Consider the following 16,258-nt stretch of genomic DNA (forward strand, 5'->3'; position numbering starts at 1 on the left):
CGAGTTTTGCGGTAAAAGCGGCCATGACATCCGATAATTCCGCCGCGATCCCCGATTTCTCCGTCGTCGTGCCCGTGTTCGACGAAGGCGGGGCCGCGCCGGCCCTGGCGCGCGAGATCGCAGCCGCCTTCGCCGGCGAGTCCTACGAGATGATCTTCGTGGACGACGCCAGCCGTGACGACACCAAGGCGCTGCTGACGGCGTTGAAGGCCGAGATTCCGCAGCTGCGCGTACTGGGCCATCGCAAGAACTCGGGCCAGAGCCGCTCGATCCGCAGCGGCATCCTGGCCGCCCGCGCTCCGATCGTGGTCACCATGGACGGCGACGGCCAGAACGACCCGGCCGACGCCCCGCGCCTGGCCAAGGCGCTGCGGGCCGGTCCCGCCGAACTGGCCCTGGTCGGCGGCGAGCGGGTCAAGCGCCAGGACAGCAACGCCAAGCGCTTCGCCAGCAAGTTCGGCAACGGCGTGCGCAAGCGCCTGCTGAAGGACACCGCCAACGACACCGGCTGCGGCCTGAAGGCCTTCCGCCGCGAGGCCTTCCTGCGGCTGCCCTACTTCGATCACATCCACCGCTACATCCCCGCGCTGATGCTGCGCGAGGGCTATGAGATCGCCTTCCAGCCGGTGAACCACCGTCACCGCGAGACGGGCGTGTCGAAGTACACCAACTTCGGCCGCCTGAAGGCCTCGGTCAGCGACCTGTTCGGCGTGATGTGGCTGCAGTCGCGGGCCCGCAACCCGCAGGGCGTCGACGAGGCTTAGGCTTTTGATCCCTCTCTCGTCGAGAGAGGGAGGGGCCCGCGCCGAAGGCGTGGGAGGGTGAGAGGTTACACTCTCGCCGAATAAGGCTCGGTCTTCGGGGTCTGGCGAGGCGTGGGGATTTGCCGGCTGGCGGTGAAACCCCTCACCCTCCCACCGCTTCGCGGCGGGCCCCTCCCTCTCCCTATGGAAGAGGGGAAGTTCGGGGCGGCCCCCGCTTCACCCGCCTGGCAAAACCGGTTAACCCTGAAAGCCGACTTCGGGGGAATTCACCGCAATGTTCGCCGCCTTTCCGCTGCTGGCCCTGCCGGTGCTGATCTACAACCTGCTGGCCCTGACGGTCGGCGGCGGGTTTTCGTCGGACGCGGCCAGCTATCGGTTCGGCGAGCAGCTGTTCCGCATCCACATGGCCTCGCGCGTCGACTGGATCGTCAGCTGGGGCGACCTCTTGCTGGGCGCCTCGCTGATCGTGCTGTTCGTCGAGCTCCTGAAGTCGACGACCAGCCGCAAGGTGGCGATCATCAACCACTCGCTGTCGATGGTGCTGTTCATCGTCTGCCTGGTGCAGCTGCTGCTTCTGCCGGCCTTCGCGACCTCGGTGTTCTTCCTGATCACCCTGATGGTGCTGCTGGACGTGCTGGCCGGCTTCATCGTCACCATCGTCGCCGCTCGTCGCGACGTCGACTTCGGCGAGATGCGCTGAGGGCGGCCGCCTTGAGCGCTTTCTTCAAGCCGCAAGCTGTCGTCCCGCGTTAGCCTTCCGCGCCAGGAGGCCCCGATGGACGACGACCAGCCGCCGCAAGACAGCAAACTGACCCGCAGCAAGGAGGCCTGGGCCCGCTCGGGCAAGTTCCTGACCGGCGAGACGAGCCGTCCGGAGAGCGGGCGCCTGCCGCCGGGCCAGCACCTGACCCGCGACTGGCCGGTGCTGGACCTGGGCCTCAAGCCCGACGTTTCCCGCGAGGACTGGCGGCTGCGCATCGACGGCCTGGTCTCACGGCCCGCGACCTGGAATTTCCAGGCCCTGCTGGCCCAGCCGCAGAGCGCGCCCGTCTCCGACATCCACTGCGTCACCACCTGGTCGCGCTACGACAACCACTGGGACGGCGTTCTGACCCGCGACGTGGTGCTGGCCGTGGCGCCCCGGGACGAAGCGCGGTTCGTCGTGCTGCATTCGTACGACGGCTACACCACCAACCTGTCGGTCGACGATTTCGCCCACGAGGGCGCGCTGCTGGCTCATGGCTGGGAGGGCGCGCCGATAGCGGCCGAGCACGGCGGGCCGGTGCGGCTGGTCGTGCCGCACCTCTACTTCTGGAAAAGCGCCAAGTGGCTGAAGCGGATCGAGTTCGTGGCGGCCGACCGGCCGGGCTTCTGGGAGGAACGCGGCTATCACAACCGCGGCGATCCGTGGACCGAGGAGCGCTACGGCTGAGCGCGGCCGATTTCGACAAGCGCCGGCGCATCCGGCCTCCTATCTATCGGTAACAGACCCTCTTACGGACGCCGTTAAATGACCGCTTCCAATCTCTGGCTCGCCGCCGGCCTGCGCTCGCCCTTCGCCAAGGTCGACGGGGCGCTGGCCGCCCACGACGCCATCGAGCTTTCCGTTCCCGTGGTGAAGGCCATGCTGGAGAAGGGCGCGCGGCCCGACTTCGCCGTCTGGGGCACGGTGATCCCCAACCTGACCTGGAGCAACATCGCGCGCGAGGTGCTGCTGGACGCCGGGGCCGACCCGACCATCCCGGCCTTCTCGACCGTCATGGCCTGCTCGACCAGCATGACCGGCGTGCTCGAGGCCGCCGGCATGATCGACGGGCGCGGCCGCGACCTGGCTTTGGTCGGCGGCGTCGAGGCCATGAGCCGGGTGCAGATCGGCCTGTCGGTGCGGCTGTCGGACTGGGTCCGCCGCTTGCAGCAGGCCCGCGACCTGAAGGGGCGTCTGGCGGTGCTTTCCGCCTTCAAGGCGGCCGACGCCAGGCTGTTCGTTCCCAAGGTGGCCAACCGCACCACGGGGCTTTCGATGGGCGAGCACACCGAGATCACCGCCAAGGAATGGGGTCTGGCCCGCGCCGACCAGGACGCCATCGCCTTCGCCAGCCACCAGAACGCCGTGCGCGCCTGGGAGAACGGCTTCTTCGACGACCTCGTCATTCCGGTCGGCGAGGCCCGCCGCGACACCATCCCGCGCAAGGACAGCACGCTGGAGAAGCTGGCCAAGCTGAAGCCGGCCTTCGACAAGGTAAGCGGCCAGGGCACGCTGACGGCCGGCAACTCCTCGCCCCTGACCGACGGCGCGGCCAGCGTCTGGGTGGCCTCCGAAGCGGGTCTGGCCCGCCTGCCCGCGCGCACGCCGCGCGTGAAGATCCTCGACTACGAGGTCACCGCCATCGACCTGCGCAGCGAGGGCCTGCTGATGGCGCCGGCCTATGGCGTGCCGCGCATGCTGGCGCGCAACGGCCTGACCCTTTCCGACATCGGCCTGTGGGAGATCCACGAGGCCTTCGCGGCCCAGGTGCTGTCGCACATCGCCGCCTGGGAGAGCAAAAAGTTCCTGGCCGAGCGGGCCGGCGTCACCGCCGACCTCGGCGCCTTCCCGCGCGAGCGGATGAACCCCACCGGCGGCAGCCTGGCGCTGGGCCACCCGTTCGGCGCCACCGGCGCGCGGATCCTCAGCCAGGCGACCAAGGAACTGGCCGCGCGCGGCAAGGGCGAGAAGGCCATCGTCAGCATCTGCGCCGACGGCGGCCAGGGCACGATGATGCTGCTGGAGGCGGCTTGAGGAATCGCTACGTCCTTCGAGGCCCGCTGCGCGGGCGCCTCAGGATGAGGAACTCAATGCGATAGCGTCGTCATCCTGAGGTGCGAGCCGAAAGGCGAGCCTCGAAGGACGCAGGGCGCTTGGGCGATGTCGGTGGGATACCCCAGACGTAGAACCGGCCCGAGGACTAGGGGCAACCTCGGGCCGGCGGTACGCATGTCGCGTTGTGGGGGGTGGACGCGACACGGTTAAATTGGACCCGCCAGTCCCTCCGATCAAGCGAATGGATGTCGCTCGGCGCTTTTGTCGCAGGGAAGCGTTGTCAGGAAAACGCTGTCAGGTCAGGACCGAGAAGATCAGGGTCACGACGGCCACGTCGAAGGCTCGGATCAGGATGGACAGCATAGGTCGAGACGCTTTCCGAAAAGACTCGGGCCTCGACCTAGCAAGACTGGCGCCAAGTCGCCGCGGGGCGCTAGAAATTCCATATGGCGCTGTTTTTCGATCATCAGTGGTACGACGCGAGGCTGGCCGAGCGGGGGCTCGACAGGGCGTCGCTGGCCGCCGCGGCCGGGCTGAGCGCGGCCGAGATCGGCCTGGTCTTCAAGGATCAGCGCGAGATCAGGCCGGCCGAACTGGCGGTTTTTGCCGAGATGGTGGGCGTTTCGCGCGAGGAGGCGGCCAGGCGGGCCGGCGTCGGCGCGCATGCGGCGCCGGCCGACCCGGCCGCGCGGCGCATCGCGGAGCTGGAGGCGAGGGTCGCGCGCCTGGAGGGCCAGGTGGCCGAACTGCTGGCGGCTAGATCTCGGTCTTCTTGATCAGGCCCGCCTTGGGACGGCGGTCGGCCGGGCCGGAATATTCCGTGCCGAGATAGGTCGAACGCGCCGCGTCGAGCACTTCCTGCCCACCGCGCAGACCGCGCTTCTGGCCGGGCTGGCCCATCACCTGGGCGGCGAAGGCGGCGAACGGGCCGCGCGGGCGCGGCTGCGGCGGCGGATCGGCGGGCGCCTCTTCCTCGTCGCGGACGAACACGACCTCGTCGCCGTCCGCCTCGTGGCGGTCGGAGTCCTTGGGCGCGGCCAGCGCCCGGCGCGCGTTCGCCGCGCGTCGGATGGGGTCGATCGGACCGGTCATGGTCGGTACGCTAGCGGCGCCTCCGTTAAGAACGAATGCGCCGTCATGGTTGATGGAAATTAGGACTTGGTCGCCAGCTTGGCGATCTGTTCCTGCATGGCTTCGAGCTGGCGCTTGAGGTCGGCCAGGCCGTCCTCGCTGGGCGCGGCCGGAGCCGGGGCGGGCGGCGGGGCGACGGGCGCCTCGGCGGCGGCGTCCTCGGGCCGGCTGTAGGCGAAGGGCGAGAACATCTTCATGGCCCGGTCGAACAGGGCCATGTTCTGGCGGATCTGTTCCTCGTAGATCGCCATGCCCGGCGCGGCCGCCTTGCCGGCGAGGCCCGGGGCGCCGGTGAACTGCTGGCGCATGCGCTCCTGCTGCTTGGAGAAGCTTTCCAGCGACATCTCCAGGTAGCTGGGCAGGAAGGCCTGCATCGAGTTGCCGTAGAAGCCGATCAGCTGGCGCAGGAACTGGATGGGCAGCAGGTTCTGGCCGCCGCCGCGGTTTTCCTCTTCGAAGATGATCTGGGTCAGGACCGAACGGGTGATGTCGTCGTTGGTCTTGGCGTCATAGACCACGAAGTCGACGCCCTCCTTCACCATGTCCGACAGGTGCTCGAGGGTGACGTAGGAACTGGACGCGGTGTTGTAGAGCCGGCGGTTGGCGTACTTCTTGATGACGACGCGCTGGCCCGAAACCTTTTCGGCGGAAACCTTGTCGGCGCCGGCGGCGGCTTCGCCTTTATCGGGGTTCTCGGACATTTCGTTCCCTGGGACAGCGGTGTCGCCCGCCTTTTCGCATCGCACTATCGCTAATGCAAAGCCAGGGCGCCAGTCCCGCGAGGACTTGGACGCCAGATGATGACATGAAAATGTATTCGTGACGAACGCCGTTCGTTTGGGCATGGTGCTGTTGCACTGCAAAAGTGTGGGCGCCGCACCTGCGAAGGCGTCACGGAACAGTCACGGGAAATCAAAGCCAATGACCGATATCGTCATCGTCTCCGCCGCTCGCACGCCGGTCGGGTCCTTCCTCGGCGCGCTTTCGAGCCTGCCCGCCGCGGAGCTGGGCAAGACCGCGATCGCCGCCGCCGTCGAGCGGGCCGGGATCGCGCCGGCCGATGTCGACGAGGTGATCCTGGGCCAGGTGCTGCAGGCCGGCGCCGGCCAGGGTCCGGCCCGCCAGGCCTCGGTCAAGGCCGGCATCCCGGTCGAGAGCCCGGCCTGGAGCCTGAACCAGCTGTGCGGCTCGGGCCTGCGCGCGGTGGCCCTGGGCGCCCAGCAGATCCTGTCGGGCGACGCCAAGATCGTCGTGGTCGGCGGCCAGGAGAGCATGAGCCAGGCCCCGCACGCCCAGGCCCTGCGCACCGGCCAGAAGATGGGCGACCTGGGCTTCGTCGACACCATGATCAAGGACGGCCTGTGGGACGCCTTCCACGGCTACCACATGGGCCAGACGGCCGAGAATATCGCCAACCGCTGGCAGATCACCCGCGAAGACCAGGACAAGTTCGCCGTCGCCAGCCAGAACAAGGCCGAGGCCGCCCAGAAGGCCGGCAAGTTCGCCGACGAGATCGTCGGCGTGACCATCAAGGGCCGCAAGGGCGACACTGTCGTCGACCAGGACGAATACATCCGCCACGGCGTGACGCTGGAAAGCATCTCGGGCCTGAAGCCGGCCTTCGCCAAGGACGGCTCGGTGACCGCCGCCAACGCCTCGGGCCTCAATGACGGCGCCGCCGCCCTGGTGCTGACCACGGCCGAGGAAGCCGAGAAGCGCGGCCTCAAGCCGCTGGCCCGGATCGTCTCGTGGGCCAATGCCGGCGTCGAGCCCGAGATCATGGGCACCGGCCCGATCCCGGCCACCAAGAAGGCCCTGGAAAAGGCCGGCTGGAGCGTTTCGGACCTCGACCTCGTCGAGAGCAACGAAGCCTTCGCCGCCCAGTCGATCTCGGTGGTGCGCGAGCTGGGCCTCGACCCGGCCAAGGTCAACGTCAACGGCGGCGCCATCGCCATCGGCCACCCGATCGGCGCTTCGGGCGCCCGGATCCTGACCACCCTGGTGCACGAGATGAAGCGCTCGGGCGCCCAGAAGGGCCTGGCCACGCTGTGCGTGGGCGGCGGCATGGGCGTGGCCCTCTGCGTCGAGGCCGTCTGAGCCCGGAAGAAGTCTTCGTGACAAAACGCGTCCGGGGCTTGCGCTCCGGACGCGAGCACGTGCAACCATGACGTAGCGGTAACGGGAGACTACTGTATGGCTAGAGTTGCGTTCGTGACCGGCGGCACCCGGGGCATCGGCCGGGCGATCTGCGAGCGGCTGGTGGCCGACGGTCTCAAGGTCGCGGCCGGTTATTCCGGCAACGAGGCGGCCGCCGAGGCCTGCGCCAAGGAACTGGGCGTGATGGTGGTCAAGGGCAATGTCGGCTCGTTCGACGACTGTCAGGCCGCGGTGGCCAAGGTGACCGCCGAACTGGGTCCGATCGACGTGCTGGTCAACAACGCCGGCATCACCCGCGACGGCTTCCTGCACAAGATGACCTACGAGCAGTGGTCCGAAGTGATCCGGGTCAACATGGACTCGGCCTTCAACATGACCCGCCCGGTGATCGAGGGCATGCGCGAGCGCGGCTGGGGCCGGATCGTCAACATCAGCTCGATCAACGGCCAGAAGGGCCAGGTCGGCCAGACCAACTATTCGGCCGCCAAGGCCGGCCTGATCGGCTTCACCAAGGCCCTGGCCCTGGAGAACGCCAAGAAGGGCGTCACGGTCAACGTGATCTGCCCCGGCTACATCGACACCGAGATGGTGGCCGCGGTGCCCGAGACGGTGCTGGCCGGCATCATCGGCGGCATCCCCGTCGGCCGCTTGGGCAAGGGCGAGGAGATCGCCGACATGGTCTCGTTCCTGGCGGGCGAGCGTGCCGGTTTCGTCACCGGCGCGACCCTGTCGCTGAACGGCGGCCAGTACCTGGCCTAGGCGCCTTCGAACGCCTTAGTGTCTTGACCTGCCGGTCCCGGTTGGCGTCAATCGCGCCGACCGGGATCTTGTTCGGGACGAGCCTGCTCTCCCGTTCCACGAGACCGGAAACGGGCAGGCTCTAAGGGGAGCGGGTGGCGGGGGCCGCGCGCCAGGGGAAGCGTTGCAGAAAAGTCGCACGGCGACGCTTGCCAGGAAGCGCCGCCTCCACGTCCAAGATTCGCCCCAGTCGGGGACCATCACCGTTCGCATGATACGACCGACGGTGGAAAGGATGGGGCCGGGAGGCTGCGCGGCCGCGCTGATGCTCGCCCTGGCAGGCCTGACCATCGCCGCGCCCGCCGCGGCCCAGTCCAAGCATAATCTCCGCGACGCCCTGTTCGGCGATCGCGCCGCCGCCGAGGCGCGCAAGGCGCCGCCGCCGCCGGTGGCCCGCTACGTCTCGGACGGCGGCGGGGCCTTCGTGCTCGACCGCGCCACCTCGACCACCCTGCTCAAGTTCGAGAACAGCAGCGAGGTGTGGGTGCTGTCGCCCCACGCCGGTCCGCGCGGCGACGTGATCTACAAGAACGAGCTGGGCGAGCCGGTGCTGCGCGCCACCAAGCTGGGCGGCATGACCCTGTTCACGGCCGACCGCCCGGCCGGCGCCGCCGCGGCGCTGATGGGCCGGGCCCAGACCATCCAGCCGCCGGCGATCATCACGCCCAACGCCCTGTTCCAGCGCATGCTGCAGGCGGCCGACCGCGCCAGCCGCGCGGCCCGCCACCGGGTCAGCTTCGAGACCGTGCAGGACGCCCGGCCCGAGACCTCGGTGCTGGTCGCCGAATGCGCCAACGTCACCGCCGAGGCCTTCGAGCGCATGGCCCGCAACGGCGACCGCAGCCTGCTCAGCCGCATCGGCCGCGTGCTGCTGGCCGAGGGCCGAAAGCCCGGCGCGACGATCAAGGACGACGCCCTGATCGTCACCTACGCCGCCGGCAAGGGCCTGGCCGGCCGCCCGTCGTCGGACCGCATCATCAAGGTGGTGGACAAGTAAGAGGGCGCAGTTGGAGGGCGTAAGGGTCGTTTCGCCTTCATATCATTGGGGTTGTATTTTTCTCTCAAGGCGCCCTACAGGCAGGCGTCTGAAAAATCGTCACGAGAGAGATCCTTGAGTTCCCTTTTCCTCAAAGTACTAGGCGCTCGATATCAGATCGCTATCGACCGGCTGGAAAGAACCTTTCAACAAGCGAGCGCGCCGTTTCGCGCCGAAATACTGAACGTTGTCAGCGAGAGCGAAGCCTTCGCACGCGAAGTCAGCGAAGGCCGTGCGAGTTGGGTGGCGTCCTATCCAGACGGGGAAATCTGGAGCTACGAAGACGAGTTCGCCGAGCGCCGCGAAGATGCCGAGGACGCGTTGAGTACGCTTCGGCAGACCTTCGCGATGGCCGTCTATCATCGCTGGGAACGCATGGCGAAGCGCTGGACACCTCAATCGCGACCGACGCACGAGCAAATGGTCGCTGCGGCAAAGGCGCAGGGGCTTCCGCTGGACGAACCGGGCCTTGATGTGCTGCGTGCGCTGACCAACACCATCAAGCACGATAGTGCGGTCTACGGCGGACGGCTTTTCTCCCAGAAGCCAGATTGTTTCGTGTCCGGCTTTGCCCCGGGAGCGGGGCAAGGCGTTTGGGTCGAGCATCTGGCGATTTCCGACGATCACTTTGAAGAATTTCTAGTGAGCGCACGAGCTTCTGCTCCTCGCTGAGCTTTCCGCTCGCTGGCTTTCCCGCAAAGAAAAAGGACCCCGGCAAAGGCGAACCGGGGTCCTTGCGAGTTGGCCGCTTCTGCCCGCTGGGTTGGGGACCGATGGGAGCGGGCGGCGGCCTGGTTGTCGTCGTGTCCGTCGGGCTCAGCCCCAGGTCTGGCGCAGGCGGAAATAGATGAACGGGTCGAAGTCGACGCGGCGGTCGTCGAGATAGGCGAAGTCTCCTGGCGCGCGCTCGCGGCCCTGGAACACCTCGCGCTGGCGGTTGAGGCCGCGGCCGGTGAGGTTCTGGGCCTCGACCCGCAGCGACAGGCCCTGGCGCGGCTTGACCTCGGCATAGGCCAGGAGCCACGGCTCGATCTCGAAGCGGCTGACCTCGTTGAAGGCGTAGGCCGTCTCGGTGGAGCCCGAAAACAGCTCCACGCCCCACTGCAGCTTGCGCTTGGGCAGGTCTTGCGAGAACCGCAGCTCGCCCTCGAACGGCTCCTCGTCGCTGATCCGGCGCTTGTGGCGGGTGATCGGGTCGACGACGGCCGAGCGGGTCCAGGTTCCCTTGCCGCGCAGCAGGCCGCCGGGCACGAAACGCTCCAGCGGCAGGTTCACCGACAGCTCCAGCTCGTCGCCCGTGGCGTCGCCGATGTTGCCGGGGGCGTCGTAGAGATTGCCGGCCTTGTCGACCACCAGGATGCGGTCGGCGACGTCGCTGATCTCCTTGTGGCGGGCGGTCAACACCAGGGCGCCGTCCTTGCCGAACTTGCGCTCCCAGGCCGCTTCGAACACCCAGGCGTGCTCGGGGGCCAGCTCGGCGCCGCCGGCGGTGTCGCGGCCCGTGGAGAAGGTGGTCGAGGAGACGAAGTCGGTGAAGTCCAGCTGGCCGACCTCGCGCTCGATGCGGCCCCGGAACTGGTCGCGGGCGGTGGGCGACCAGGTCGCCGACAGGCGCGGCTTGGGATAGGTGAACGACTTTTCCAGGTTGGTGTCGCCGGTCTGCTCGATGGTCGAGCGCTCCAGTCGCACCGCCCCTTCCAGGGTGAGCTTGGGGTGGGCCCGCCAGGTGGCGACGCCGAAGGCCTCGCCGCGCTTTTCCTCGACCCGCACATTGGCGGCCGGCAGCACCTGGGGCGTTCCGTTGACCAGGTAGCCGATCTCGCTTTCGAGGAAGTTCACCGCGATCTCGCCGCCGCCCTCGAACGACAGGACGGGATTGAGGGTGTGGCGCAGCACGCCGCGGACGATGCTCTCGCCGCTGTCTCGGGCCGAGGTGAAGCGGCCCGCCTCGCCCGCGTCGGTGAAGGTGCTGGCGTAGTCGACGTGCTTGCGGCGCACCAGGCCCGTCAGTTCGACGCGCGACCTGGCCGTCAGCGCCTTCTCCCAGCCCAGGCCGATCTCGCCCTCCTGGCGCTCGTCGGCGTCGATGACCTTGAGGCGGTCGCCGCCGGCCGGCGGGATGTCCTCCAGGCTCCAGTCGTAGGTTTCCTGCTCGTAGACGGTGTTGACCGAAAGCCGGCCGCCCAGCAGGGGGCGCTTGAGGTTGGCCTTGGCGGTCAGGCCGTCGCCGCCGCCGGTTTCGTCCAGCCACGAGGGGCTGACGCTGCCGTCCGCCCGGCGCACGACCTTGGGGCCCTCGCCGGCGCCGTCGTCGACATAGCGGAAGGTCAGGATCGACCAGTCGAAGGCGTTGACGCCGTACTGGCGCGAGCCCTCGAAGCGCATGGCCGGGGTGGTGCGGCCGTCCTGCTGGAACGAGCTGGCGACCGCCAGCAGGGTCGAGCCCTTGGCGTCGGCGCGCAGCACGACGTTGGCCACCACGTTCTTGCCCTGCATGTCGATACCGGGCGCGCCGCCGACGATGATCTCGATGCGGTCGACCTGGCTGGCCTGGATGCGGCGCAGGGCGTCCTCGAGGGACTCGCTCTTGGTGGCCGGGCGCTGGCCGCCGATCAGCACGTTGCCGGCCGCGCCGCCGAAGCCGCGCACGCTGTCGCCGCCGTCGAAGGTGAAGCCGGGCACGCGCACGACCATGTCGTAGGCCGACAGCGGCTGGCGCTCGGCGAAGAAGGCGGCGGGATAGCGGGTGACGCCCTCCGTCGCCGCGGCGATCACCGGGGCCTGAACGGTGGTCTCGGCCGCGGCCTCGGGCGTGGCGGCCGCGAGGGCCGCGAAAAGCGATCCGAACTGCATGTCTTTCCGTCCCCTGGCCCCCGCCAGTCACGTGCTGGCAAACTGGGCCTTTGGTCGCCGGGAGGGAAAGTTACAAGCTTGAAATGTGGATTAAATAACGGACAGGAATGGACCAATCCGTCCATTTTTCGTCCGAGATACATCTCTCACGGAGGGAGGGTGAGGGGTCTCAGTCTGTCTGGATAGGGAAACTAGGGGGAGGGGGCGCCGACGGCGTACGCCCTCACCCTCCCACGCCTTCGGCGCGGGCCCCTCCCTCTCCCCACGGGAGAGGTTTCTAAATGTTCGTGCCGCCGACGGTCAGGCCGGTGATCTTCAGGCTGGGCTGGCCCACGCCCACGGGAACGCCCTGGCCGGCCTTGCCGCAGACGCCGATGCCGGGATCGAAGTCGAAGTCGTTGCCGATCATGGTCACGCGGGTGAGGGCCGAGGGGCCGTCGCCGATCAGGGTGGCGCCCTTGACCGGGGCGGTGATCTTGCCGTCTTCGACGAGGTAGGCCTCGGTGCACTGGAAGACGAACTTGCCGTTGGTGATGTCGACCTGGCCGCCGCCGAAATTGGCGCAGTAGAGGCCCTTCTTCATCGAGGCGATCATCTCGGCCGGGTCGTCATTGCCCGCCAGCATGCCGGTGTTGGTCATGCGCGGCATGGGCATGTGGGCGTAGGACTGGCGGCGGCCGTTGCCGGTGGCGGCCATGCCCATCAGGCGCGCCGACATGCGGTCGTGCATGTAGCCGACGAGAATGCCGTCCTCGATCAGGATGGTGCGCTCGGTGGGCGTACCCTCGTCGTCGATGGTCAGCGAGCCGCGGCGGCCGGGGATCGAGCCGTCGTCGAACACGGTGACGCCCTTGGCGGCCACGCGCTCGCCGATGCGGCCCGAGAAGGCGCTGATGCCCTTGCGGTTGAAGTCGCCCTCCAGGCCGTGGCCGACGGCTTCGTGCAGCAGCACGCCGTTCCAGCCCGGGCCCAGCACCACGTCCATCTCGCCGGCCGGGCAGGCGACGGCGTCGAGGTTCACGAGCGCCATGCGCAGGGCCTCGTCGACCTGGCCTTGCCACTTGTCGGGGCTGATCCAGGCCGAGAAGCCGGCGCGGCCGCCGGCGCCGGACGAGCCGGCCTCGCGCTTGCCGTCCTTCTCGACGGTGACCTGGACGTTCAGGCGCACCAGCGGGCGCACGTCGCGGATCAGCTTGCCGTCGGCGCGCAGGATCTCGACCACGCGGCGCTCGCCGGCCAGGCTGGCCAGCACCTGCACCACGCGCGGGTCGCGCTGGCGGGCGAAGGCGTCGATCTCCTGGAGCAGGGACACCTTGTCGGAGAAGGCGGGCGAGGAGACCGGGTCGTCCTCGCCGTAGAGCTTCTCGTTGGTCGCGCGCGGGCCTTCGGCCGAAATCCCGGCATAGCCGCGCTTGGCCAGGCTGGCGGAAGAGGCGGCCCGGCCGATGGCGGCCTCGGAGATTTCCGAGGCGTGGGCGTAGCCGGCCGTCTCGCCGGCCACCACGCGCAGGCCAAAGCCCTCGCCGCTGTCGTAGGAGGCGGTCTTCAGCCGGCCGTCGTCGAAGACGAAGGCCTCGCTCTCGGACCGTTCGAGGAACAGCTCGCCGTCGTCGGCCCCGGCCAGGGCCTCGCCGAGGATGGCGCGGGCGCGTTGCGGATCGACGCCGGCGGCGTCCAGCAGGGAAGGGGCGGAGAGAGGAGCGGTCATTCCTGTAAGGTAGGCGCTTGCAGGCCCCGCGTCATCTCCCTCCGCCCCCGGATCGCTCACCAGCTTTCGTTGACCTCGCCCGAGCCGGCGACCGACTTGGACAGGCTGGCCGGGCGCTCGGTCAGGGTGACGTCGCCGCTGCCGGCGATATGGACGTCGGCCTCGCCCGTCGGGCCCAGCTTGGCCTCGCCGCTGCCGGCGATCGCGACCTTGGCGTCGGTGATCGTCAGCGCGCTGAGTTCGGCCTCGCCCGAGCCGGCGATGCGCAGGTCGACCTTGCCGGTCTTGCCCGAGGCGTAGGCCTCGCCGCTGCCGTTGAGGGTCAGCGACAGCTCCGGCTGGTCGTAGGACTGGATGTCGAGGTCGCCCGAGCCGTTGAGGGTGAACTTGCGCACGCCGGGGGCGGTGACGCGGATGACGAGGTCGTCGTGGCCGGCGAAGGTCTGCAGGCCGTGGCGATCGATGCGGAAGCCGCGGCCCTCGCCGTCGCCGTCGAAGTGCAGGCGATCGCCGGTCAGCACCACGCGGCGGGCCAGGCCTTCGGGGCCCTCGACGGTGATCCCCGCCGCCTCGCCCTGGGTGAAGATCACCCGGGCCGGCAGGTCGACGCGCAGGGCCTCGCCGCCGGTCCAGGCGATCTGGCGGCTGGTGTTGGGGCCGTGGTCCTCGATCGTCAGGTCGCCGTTGCGGCGGATGGTGACGCGGCCGTCGTCGTCCTCGATGTGGATGTTGGCCGGGAAGGTCCAGCCGTGCTTGGCGATGTCGCGGCCGCCGATGGCGAAGGCCGTTCCGAGGCAGGCCACGGCCAGGACGAAGCTGGCGACGGCGATGATGGTCAGGTTGCGGATCATGGCGCGACCTCAGGCTTGCGGTTCGATGGCCGGCTTCAGCAGCCGGTAGTGGAGGCGGCCGTACCAGACCAGCAGATTGACCAGGCCCACGGTGACCAGGCCCGTGACGGCGGTCAGGGCGGTGGCCGCGGCCATCAGGCCGATGCCGCCCAGCAGGGCGACGGCCGCGCCGCCCGGCGGGTCCATGAACGGTCCGGCCGAGAACACGAAGCCGCCGGCGATGAAGATGCCGATCCCGGCCATGAAGAAGCCGAACAGCGCCCCGATCACGCCCATCAGGATGGGCAGCAGGATAAGAATGTCGATGGCGCCCAGGCCCAGCACCGCGAACACGGCGCCGGCCGCGGCCGACGGGTTCTTGGTCTCTTCCCAGCGCTTCAACCCCGCCTCGGCGCGCAGCTCGCGGGCCAGACGGTCGGGATCGCCCAGGGCCGCGGCGGTCTCGGCCTCGGTGCGGCCCGCCGCGGCGGCGTCGTCGAAGTGGGCCTCGTAGTCGGCCACGGCGTCGGCGATGGTGGTGACCGGCAGTCCGGCCAGGCCGCGCTTGAGGCGGGTGACGAATTCGGCGCGGGTCATGCGGCGGCTCCCAGGATGTCGTTCACGGCCTTGGCGAAGGCTTCCCATTCGCTCTTCTGGGCGGCGAAGCTGTCGCGGCCGGCGGCGGTGAGGCGGTAGTATTTGCGGGGCGGGCCGCTGGTCGACTCGACCAGATAGGTCTCGACCAGGCCGTCGGACTGCAGACGCCGCATCAGCGGGTAGATGGTCCCCTCTCCCATGTCGATGTCCTTGGCCAGCTGGCTGGCGATCTCGTAGGCGTAGCTGTCGGCCTTCGACAGCAGGGCCAGCACGCACAGCGCCAGCACGCCTTTCTTCAGTTGGGTTTCGATGGCTTCAGGCACGGCTCTCGTTTCCTGTTCGTGAGAACCTTGTACGGCCAGGTAGTGTGTGATGCAAGGTAGCTGTTATTACAAGTTATCAATGTTCGAGGATCGACGTGATTCGCCTCGTGGTCGTGTGGATGAAATCGGCGAAGTTATTGAGAATGCTTCGCAACTGGCGCGATTCCCCTGTGCTGCGTGTGGTTTCGGGTGCTTGGCAACAGGGATTGAAGCGCGTAAGCACGCCTGCGACCGGCCGGCGCCGTGGGGGGAGTGCTTTCGACCGTTTCAAGTCGATTGCATAAGTCCGCGTAACCGGTCGTATTGTGCATGTCGGCGCGGGGATACGGCTGAGTAACAGCCGGTCGCCGCCGTAACGGGCCGAGAGGGAAATGAAGGCACAAGTTCAGGGGATGGGACGGAAAGGGTTGGGCTTCGCAGCCGCCGCCGTCATGACGACGTTTGCGGGCCAGGCTTTCGCCGAAGACCTATTGGGTCAGCCGACGCCGGGGGGCATCGCCCTCCAGCCCGCGGCATCCGTGCTCAAGCACGATGCCATCTGGTTCCACGACTGGGTTCTGCTGCCGATCATCACGGCGATCACCCTGCTGGTCCTGGGCCTGCTGGTCTGGATCATGATCCGCTACAACAGGAAGGCGAACCCGGTTCCGGCCAAGTTCAGCCACAACACCACGATCGAGATCATCTGGACGATCGTGCCGGTGCTGATCCTGATGATCATCGCCATCTTCTCGTTCCGGCTGTTGTTCAAGTACAACGACATGCCCAAGCCCTACATGACCGTGAAGGCCACGGGCTATCAGTGGTACTGGGGCTACGAGTATCCGGACCAGAAGGTGCCGGAGATCATCTCCAAGGTGCTGAGCGAGGAAGAAGTGGCGGCCAAGGGCCTGCCGCACGGCCTCTATCGCCTGGCCGCCGACAACGCGATGGTCGTGCCGGTCAACCAGGTGGTGCGCGTGCAGGTCACCGCCGCCGACGTGATCCACGCCTTCGCCCTGCCGGCCTTCGGTCTGAAGACCGACGCCATCCCCGGCCGCCTGAACGAAACCTGGTTCAAGGCCGAGAAGGTGGGCACCTACTACGGCCAGTGCTCGGAGCTCTGCGGCATCGACCACGCCTTCATGCCGATCGAGATCAAGGTCGTCACGCAGGCCGAGTTCGACGCGTGGGTGAAGGCCAAGGCTCCCGCCGAGGCGCCCGCCGCCCCGGCCGCCGCCGAAGCCGCTCCGGCGGCCGCGCCCGCCGCCACGCCCGCCGC

17 protein-coding genes and 2 pseudogenes are annotated in these 16,258 nt (G+C 68.5%); 10 read left to right on the forward strand and 9 right to left on the reverse strand.

All coding sequences use genetic code 11. The features are described from left to right. Window positions 1-23: 23 nt before the first annotated feature. On the forward strand, window positions 24-764 hold the full coding sequence (locus AC1DCG_RS05240) for a glycosyltransferase family 2 protein (protein WP_477029272.1): 741 nt from the start codon (window positions 24-26) through the stop codon (window positions 762-764). Between the two features lie 136 nt (window positions 765-900). Here the strand turns inward: AC1DCG_RS05240 and AC1DCG_RS05245 are convergent. Continuing rightward, window positions 901-976: pseudogene (locus AC1DCG_RS05245) on the reverse strand (hypothetical protein); the annotation flags it as partial. 62 nt (window positions 977-1,038) lie between these two features. Between AC1DCG_RS05245 and AC1DCG_RS05250 the strand changes: the two are divergent. From AC1DCG_RS05250 to AC1DCG_RS05260, 3 genes are all read left to right on the forward strand, one after another. Next, entirely contained in the window at window positions 1,039-1,464 is a 426-nt protein-coding gene (locus tag AC1DCG_RS05250; protein ID WP_477029273.1) for a hypothetical protein, read from the forward strand. A 75-nt stretch (window positions 1,465-1,539) separates the two neighbouring features. After that, window positions 1,540-2,196: a sulfite oxidase-like oxidoreductase gene (locus AC1DCG_RS05255; protein ID WP_477029274.1), complete on the forward strand. Its 657-nt coding sequence runs from the start codon at window positions 1,540-1,542 to the stop codon at window positions 2,194-2,196. Window positions 2,197-2,274: 78 nt separating this feature from the next. After that, the gene (locus tag AC1DCG_RS05260; RefSeq protein WP_477029275.1) at window positions 2,275-3,543 is read left to right on the forward strand and encodes an acetyl-CoA C-acyltransferase; all 1,269 of its coding nucleotides are present in this window, start codon (window positions 2,275-2,277) and stop codon (window positions 3,541-3,543) included. Window positions 3,544-3,554: 11 nt separating this feature from the next. Here AC1DCG_RS05260 and AC1DCG_RS05265 read toward each other — a convergent pair. Continuing rightward, a pseudogene (locus AC1DCG_RS05265) lies at window positions 3,555-3,682 on the reverse strand (hypothetical protein); the annotation flags it as partial. Between the two features lie 328 nt (window positions 3,683-4,010). Between AC1DCG_RS05265 and AC1DCG_RS05270 the strand changes: the two are divergent. Continuing rightward, window positions 4,011-4,340 carry a DNA-binding protein gene (locus tag AC1DCG_RS05270; RefSeq protein WP_477036776.1) on the forward strand — a complete coding sequence of 110 codons (330 nt, stop codon included), beginning with the start codon at window positions 4,011-4,013 and terminating at the stop codon, window positions 4,338-4,340. On the opposite strand, the gene AC1DCG_RS05275 is transcribed toward AC1DCG_RS05270, so the two are convergent. Then, window positions 4,321-4,656, reverse strand: a complete 336-nt coding sequence (locus AC1DCG_RS05275; RefSeq protein ID WP_477029277.1) for a hypothetical protein — start codon at window positions 4,654-4,656, stop codon at window positions 4,321-4,323. The genes AC1DCG_RS05270 and AC1DCG_RS05275 overlap by 20 nt on opposite strands. A gap of 59 nt (window positions 4,657-4,715) precedes the next feature. Beyond that, complete coding sequence (gene phaR / locus AC1DCG_RS05280; protein ID WP_477029278.1) at window positions 4,716-5,396, reverse strand: polyhydroxyalkanoate synthesis repressor PhaR; 681 nt, start codon at window positions 5,394-5,396, stop codon at window positions 4,716-4,718. Between the two features lie 220 nt (window positions 5,397-5,616). Here phaR and AC1DCG_RS05285 point away from each other — a divergent pair, with 220 nt between their 5' ends. The 4 genes from AC1DCG_RS05285 (at window position 5,617) to AC1DCG_RS05300 (ending at window position 9,358) form a co-directional block, all read left to right on the forward strand. Next, window positions 5,617-6,792, forward strand: coding sequence for an acetyl-CoA C-acetyltransferase (locus AC1DCG_RS05285; RefSeq protein ID WP_477029279.1), 1,176 nt, complete (start codon window positions 5,617-5,619; stop codon window positions 6,790-6,792). Window positions 6,793-6,888: 96 nt separating this feature from the next. Continuing rightward, a complete protein-coding gene (gene phbB / locus AC1DCG_RS05290; RefSeq protein ID WP_165261209.1) occupies window positions 6,889-7,611 on the forward strand; it encodes a beta-ketoacyl-ACP reductase in 723 nt (240 codons plus the stop codon). 304 nt (window positions 7,612-7,915) lie between these two features. Further along, window positions 7,916-8,647, forward strand: coding sequence for a DUF4908 domain-containing protein (locus tag AC1DCG_RS05295; RefSeq protein WP_240903565.1), 732 nt, complete (start codon window positions 7,916-7,918; stop codon window positions 8,645-8,647). A gap of 114 nt (window positions 8,648-8,761) precedes the next feature. Next, the gene (locus AC1DCG_RS05300; protein ID WP_477029280.1) at window positions 8,762-9,358 is read left to right on the forward strand and encodes a hypothetical protein; all 597 of its coding nucleotides are present in this window, start codon (window positions 8,762-8,764) and stop codon (window positions 9,356-9,358) included. A 144-nt stretch (window positions 9,359-9,502) separates the two neighbouring features. Here the strand turns inward: AC1DCG_RS05300 and AC1DCG_RS05305 are convergent, their stop codons facing one another. The 5 genes from AC1DCG_RS05305 to AC1DCG_RS05325 all read right to left on the reverse strand — a co-directional run bounded on the left by AC1DCG_RS05305 (window position 9,503) and on the right by AC1DCG_RS05325 (window position 14,997). After that, entirely contained in the window at window positions 9,503-11,539 is a 2,037-nt protein-coding gene (locus AC1DCG_RS05305; protein ID WP_477029281.1) for a TonB-dependent receptor plug domain-containing protein, read from the reverse strand. Between the two features lie 277 nt (window positions 11,540-11,816). Continuing rightward, window positions 11,817-13,247 carry a metalloprotease TldD gene (gene tldD / locus AC1DCG_RS05310; RefSeq protein WP_477029282.1) on the reverse strand — a complete coding sequence of 477 codons (1,431 nt, stop codon included), beginning with the start codon at window positions 13,245-13,247 and terminating at the stop codon, window positions 11,817-11,819. A 56-nt stretch (window positions 13,248-13,303) separates the two neighbouring features. Continuing rightward, window positions 13,304-14,098, reverse strand: a complete 795-nt coding sequence (locus AC1DCG_RS05315; protein ID WP_477029283.1) for a GIN domain-containing protein — start codon at window positions 14,096-14,098, stop codon at window positions 13,304-13,306. A gap of 9 nt (window positions 14,099-14,107) precedes the next feature. Continuing rightward, window positions 14,108-14,674, reverse strand: coding sequence for a DUF1700 domain-containing protein (locus AC1DCG_RS05320; RefSeq protein ID WP_165261197.1), 567 nt, complete (start codon window positions 14,672-14,674; stop codon window positions 14,108-14,110). Continuing rightward, window positions 14,671-14,997, reverse strand: a complete 327-nt coding sequence (locus tag AC1DCG_RS05325; RefSeq protein ID WP_116490190.1) for a PadR family transcriptional regulator — start codon at window positions 14,995-14,997, stop codon at window positions 14,671-14,673. Before AC1DCG_RS05325 ends, AC1DCG_RS05320 begins: the two co-directional genes overlap by 4 nt. 371 nt (window positions 14,998-15,368) lie before the next feature. Here AC1DCG_RS05325 and coxB point away from each other — a divergent pair. Next, the coding region (gene coxB / locus AC1DCG_RS05330; protein ID WP_477041403.1) for a cytochrome c oxidase subunit II at window positions 15,369-16,258 on the forward strand (890 nt) is incomplete at its 3' end.

It is taken from the genome of Caulobacter sp. 10L414, assembly GCF_056395525.1.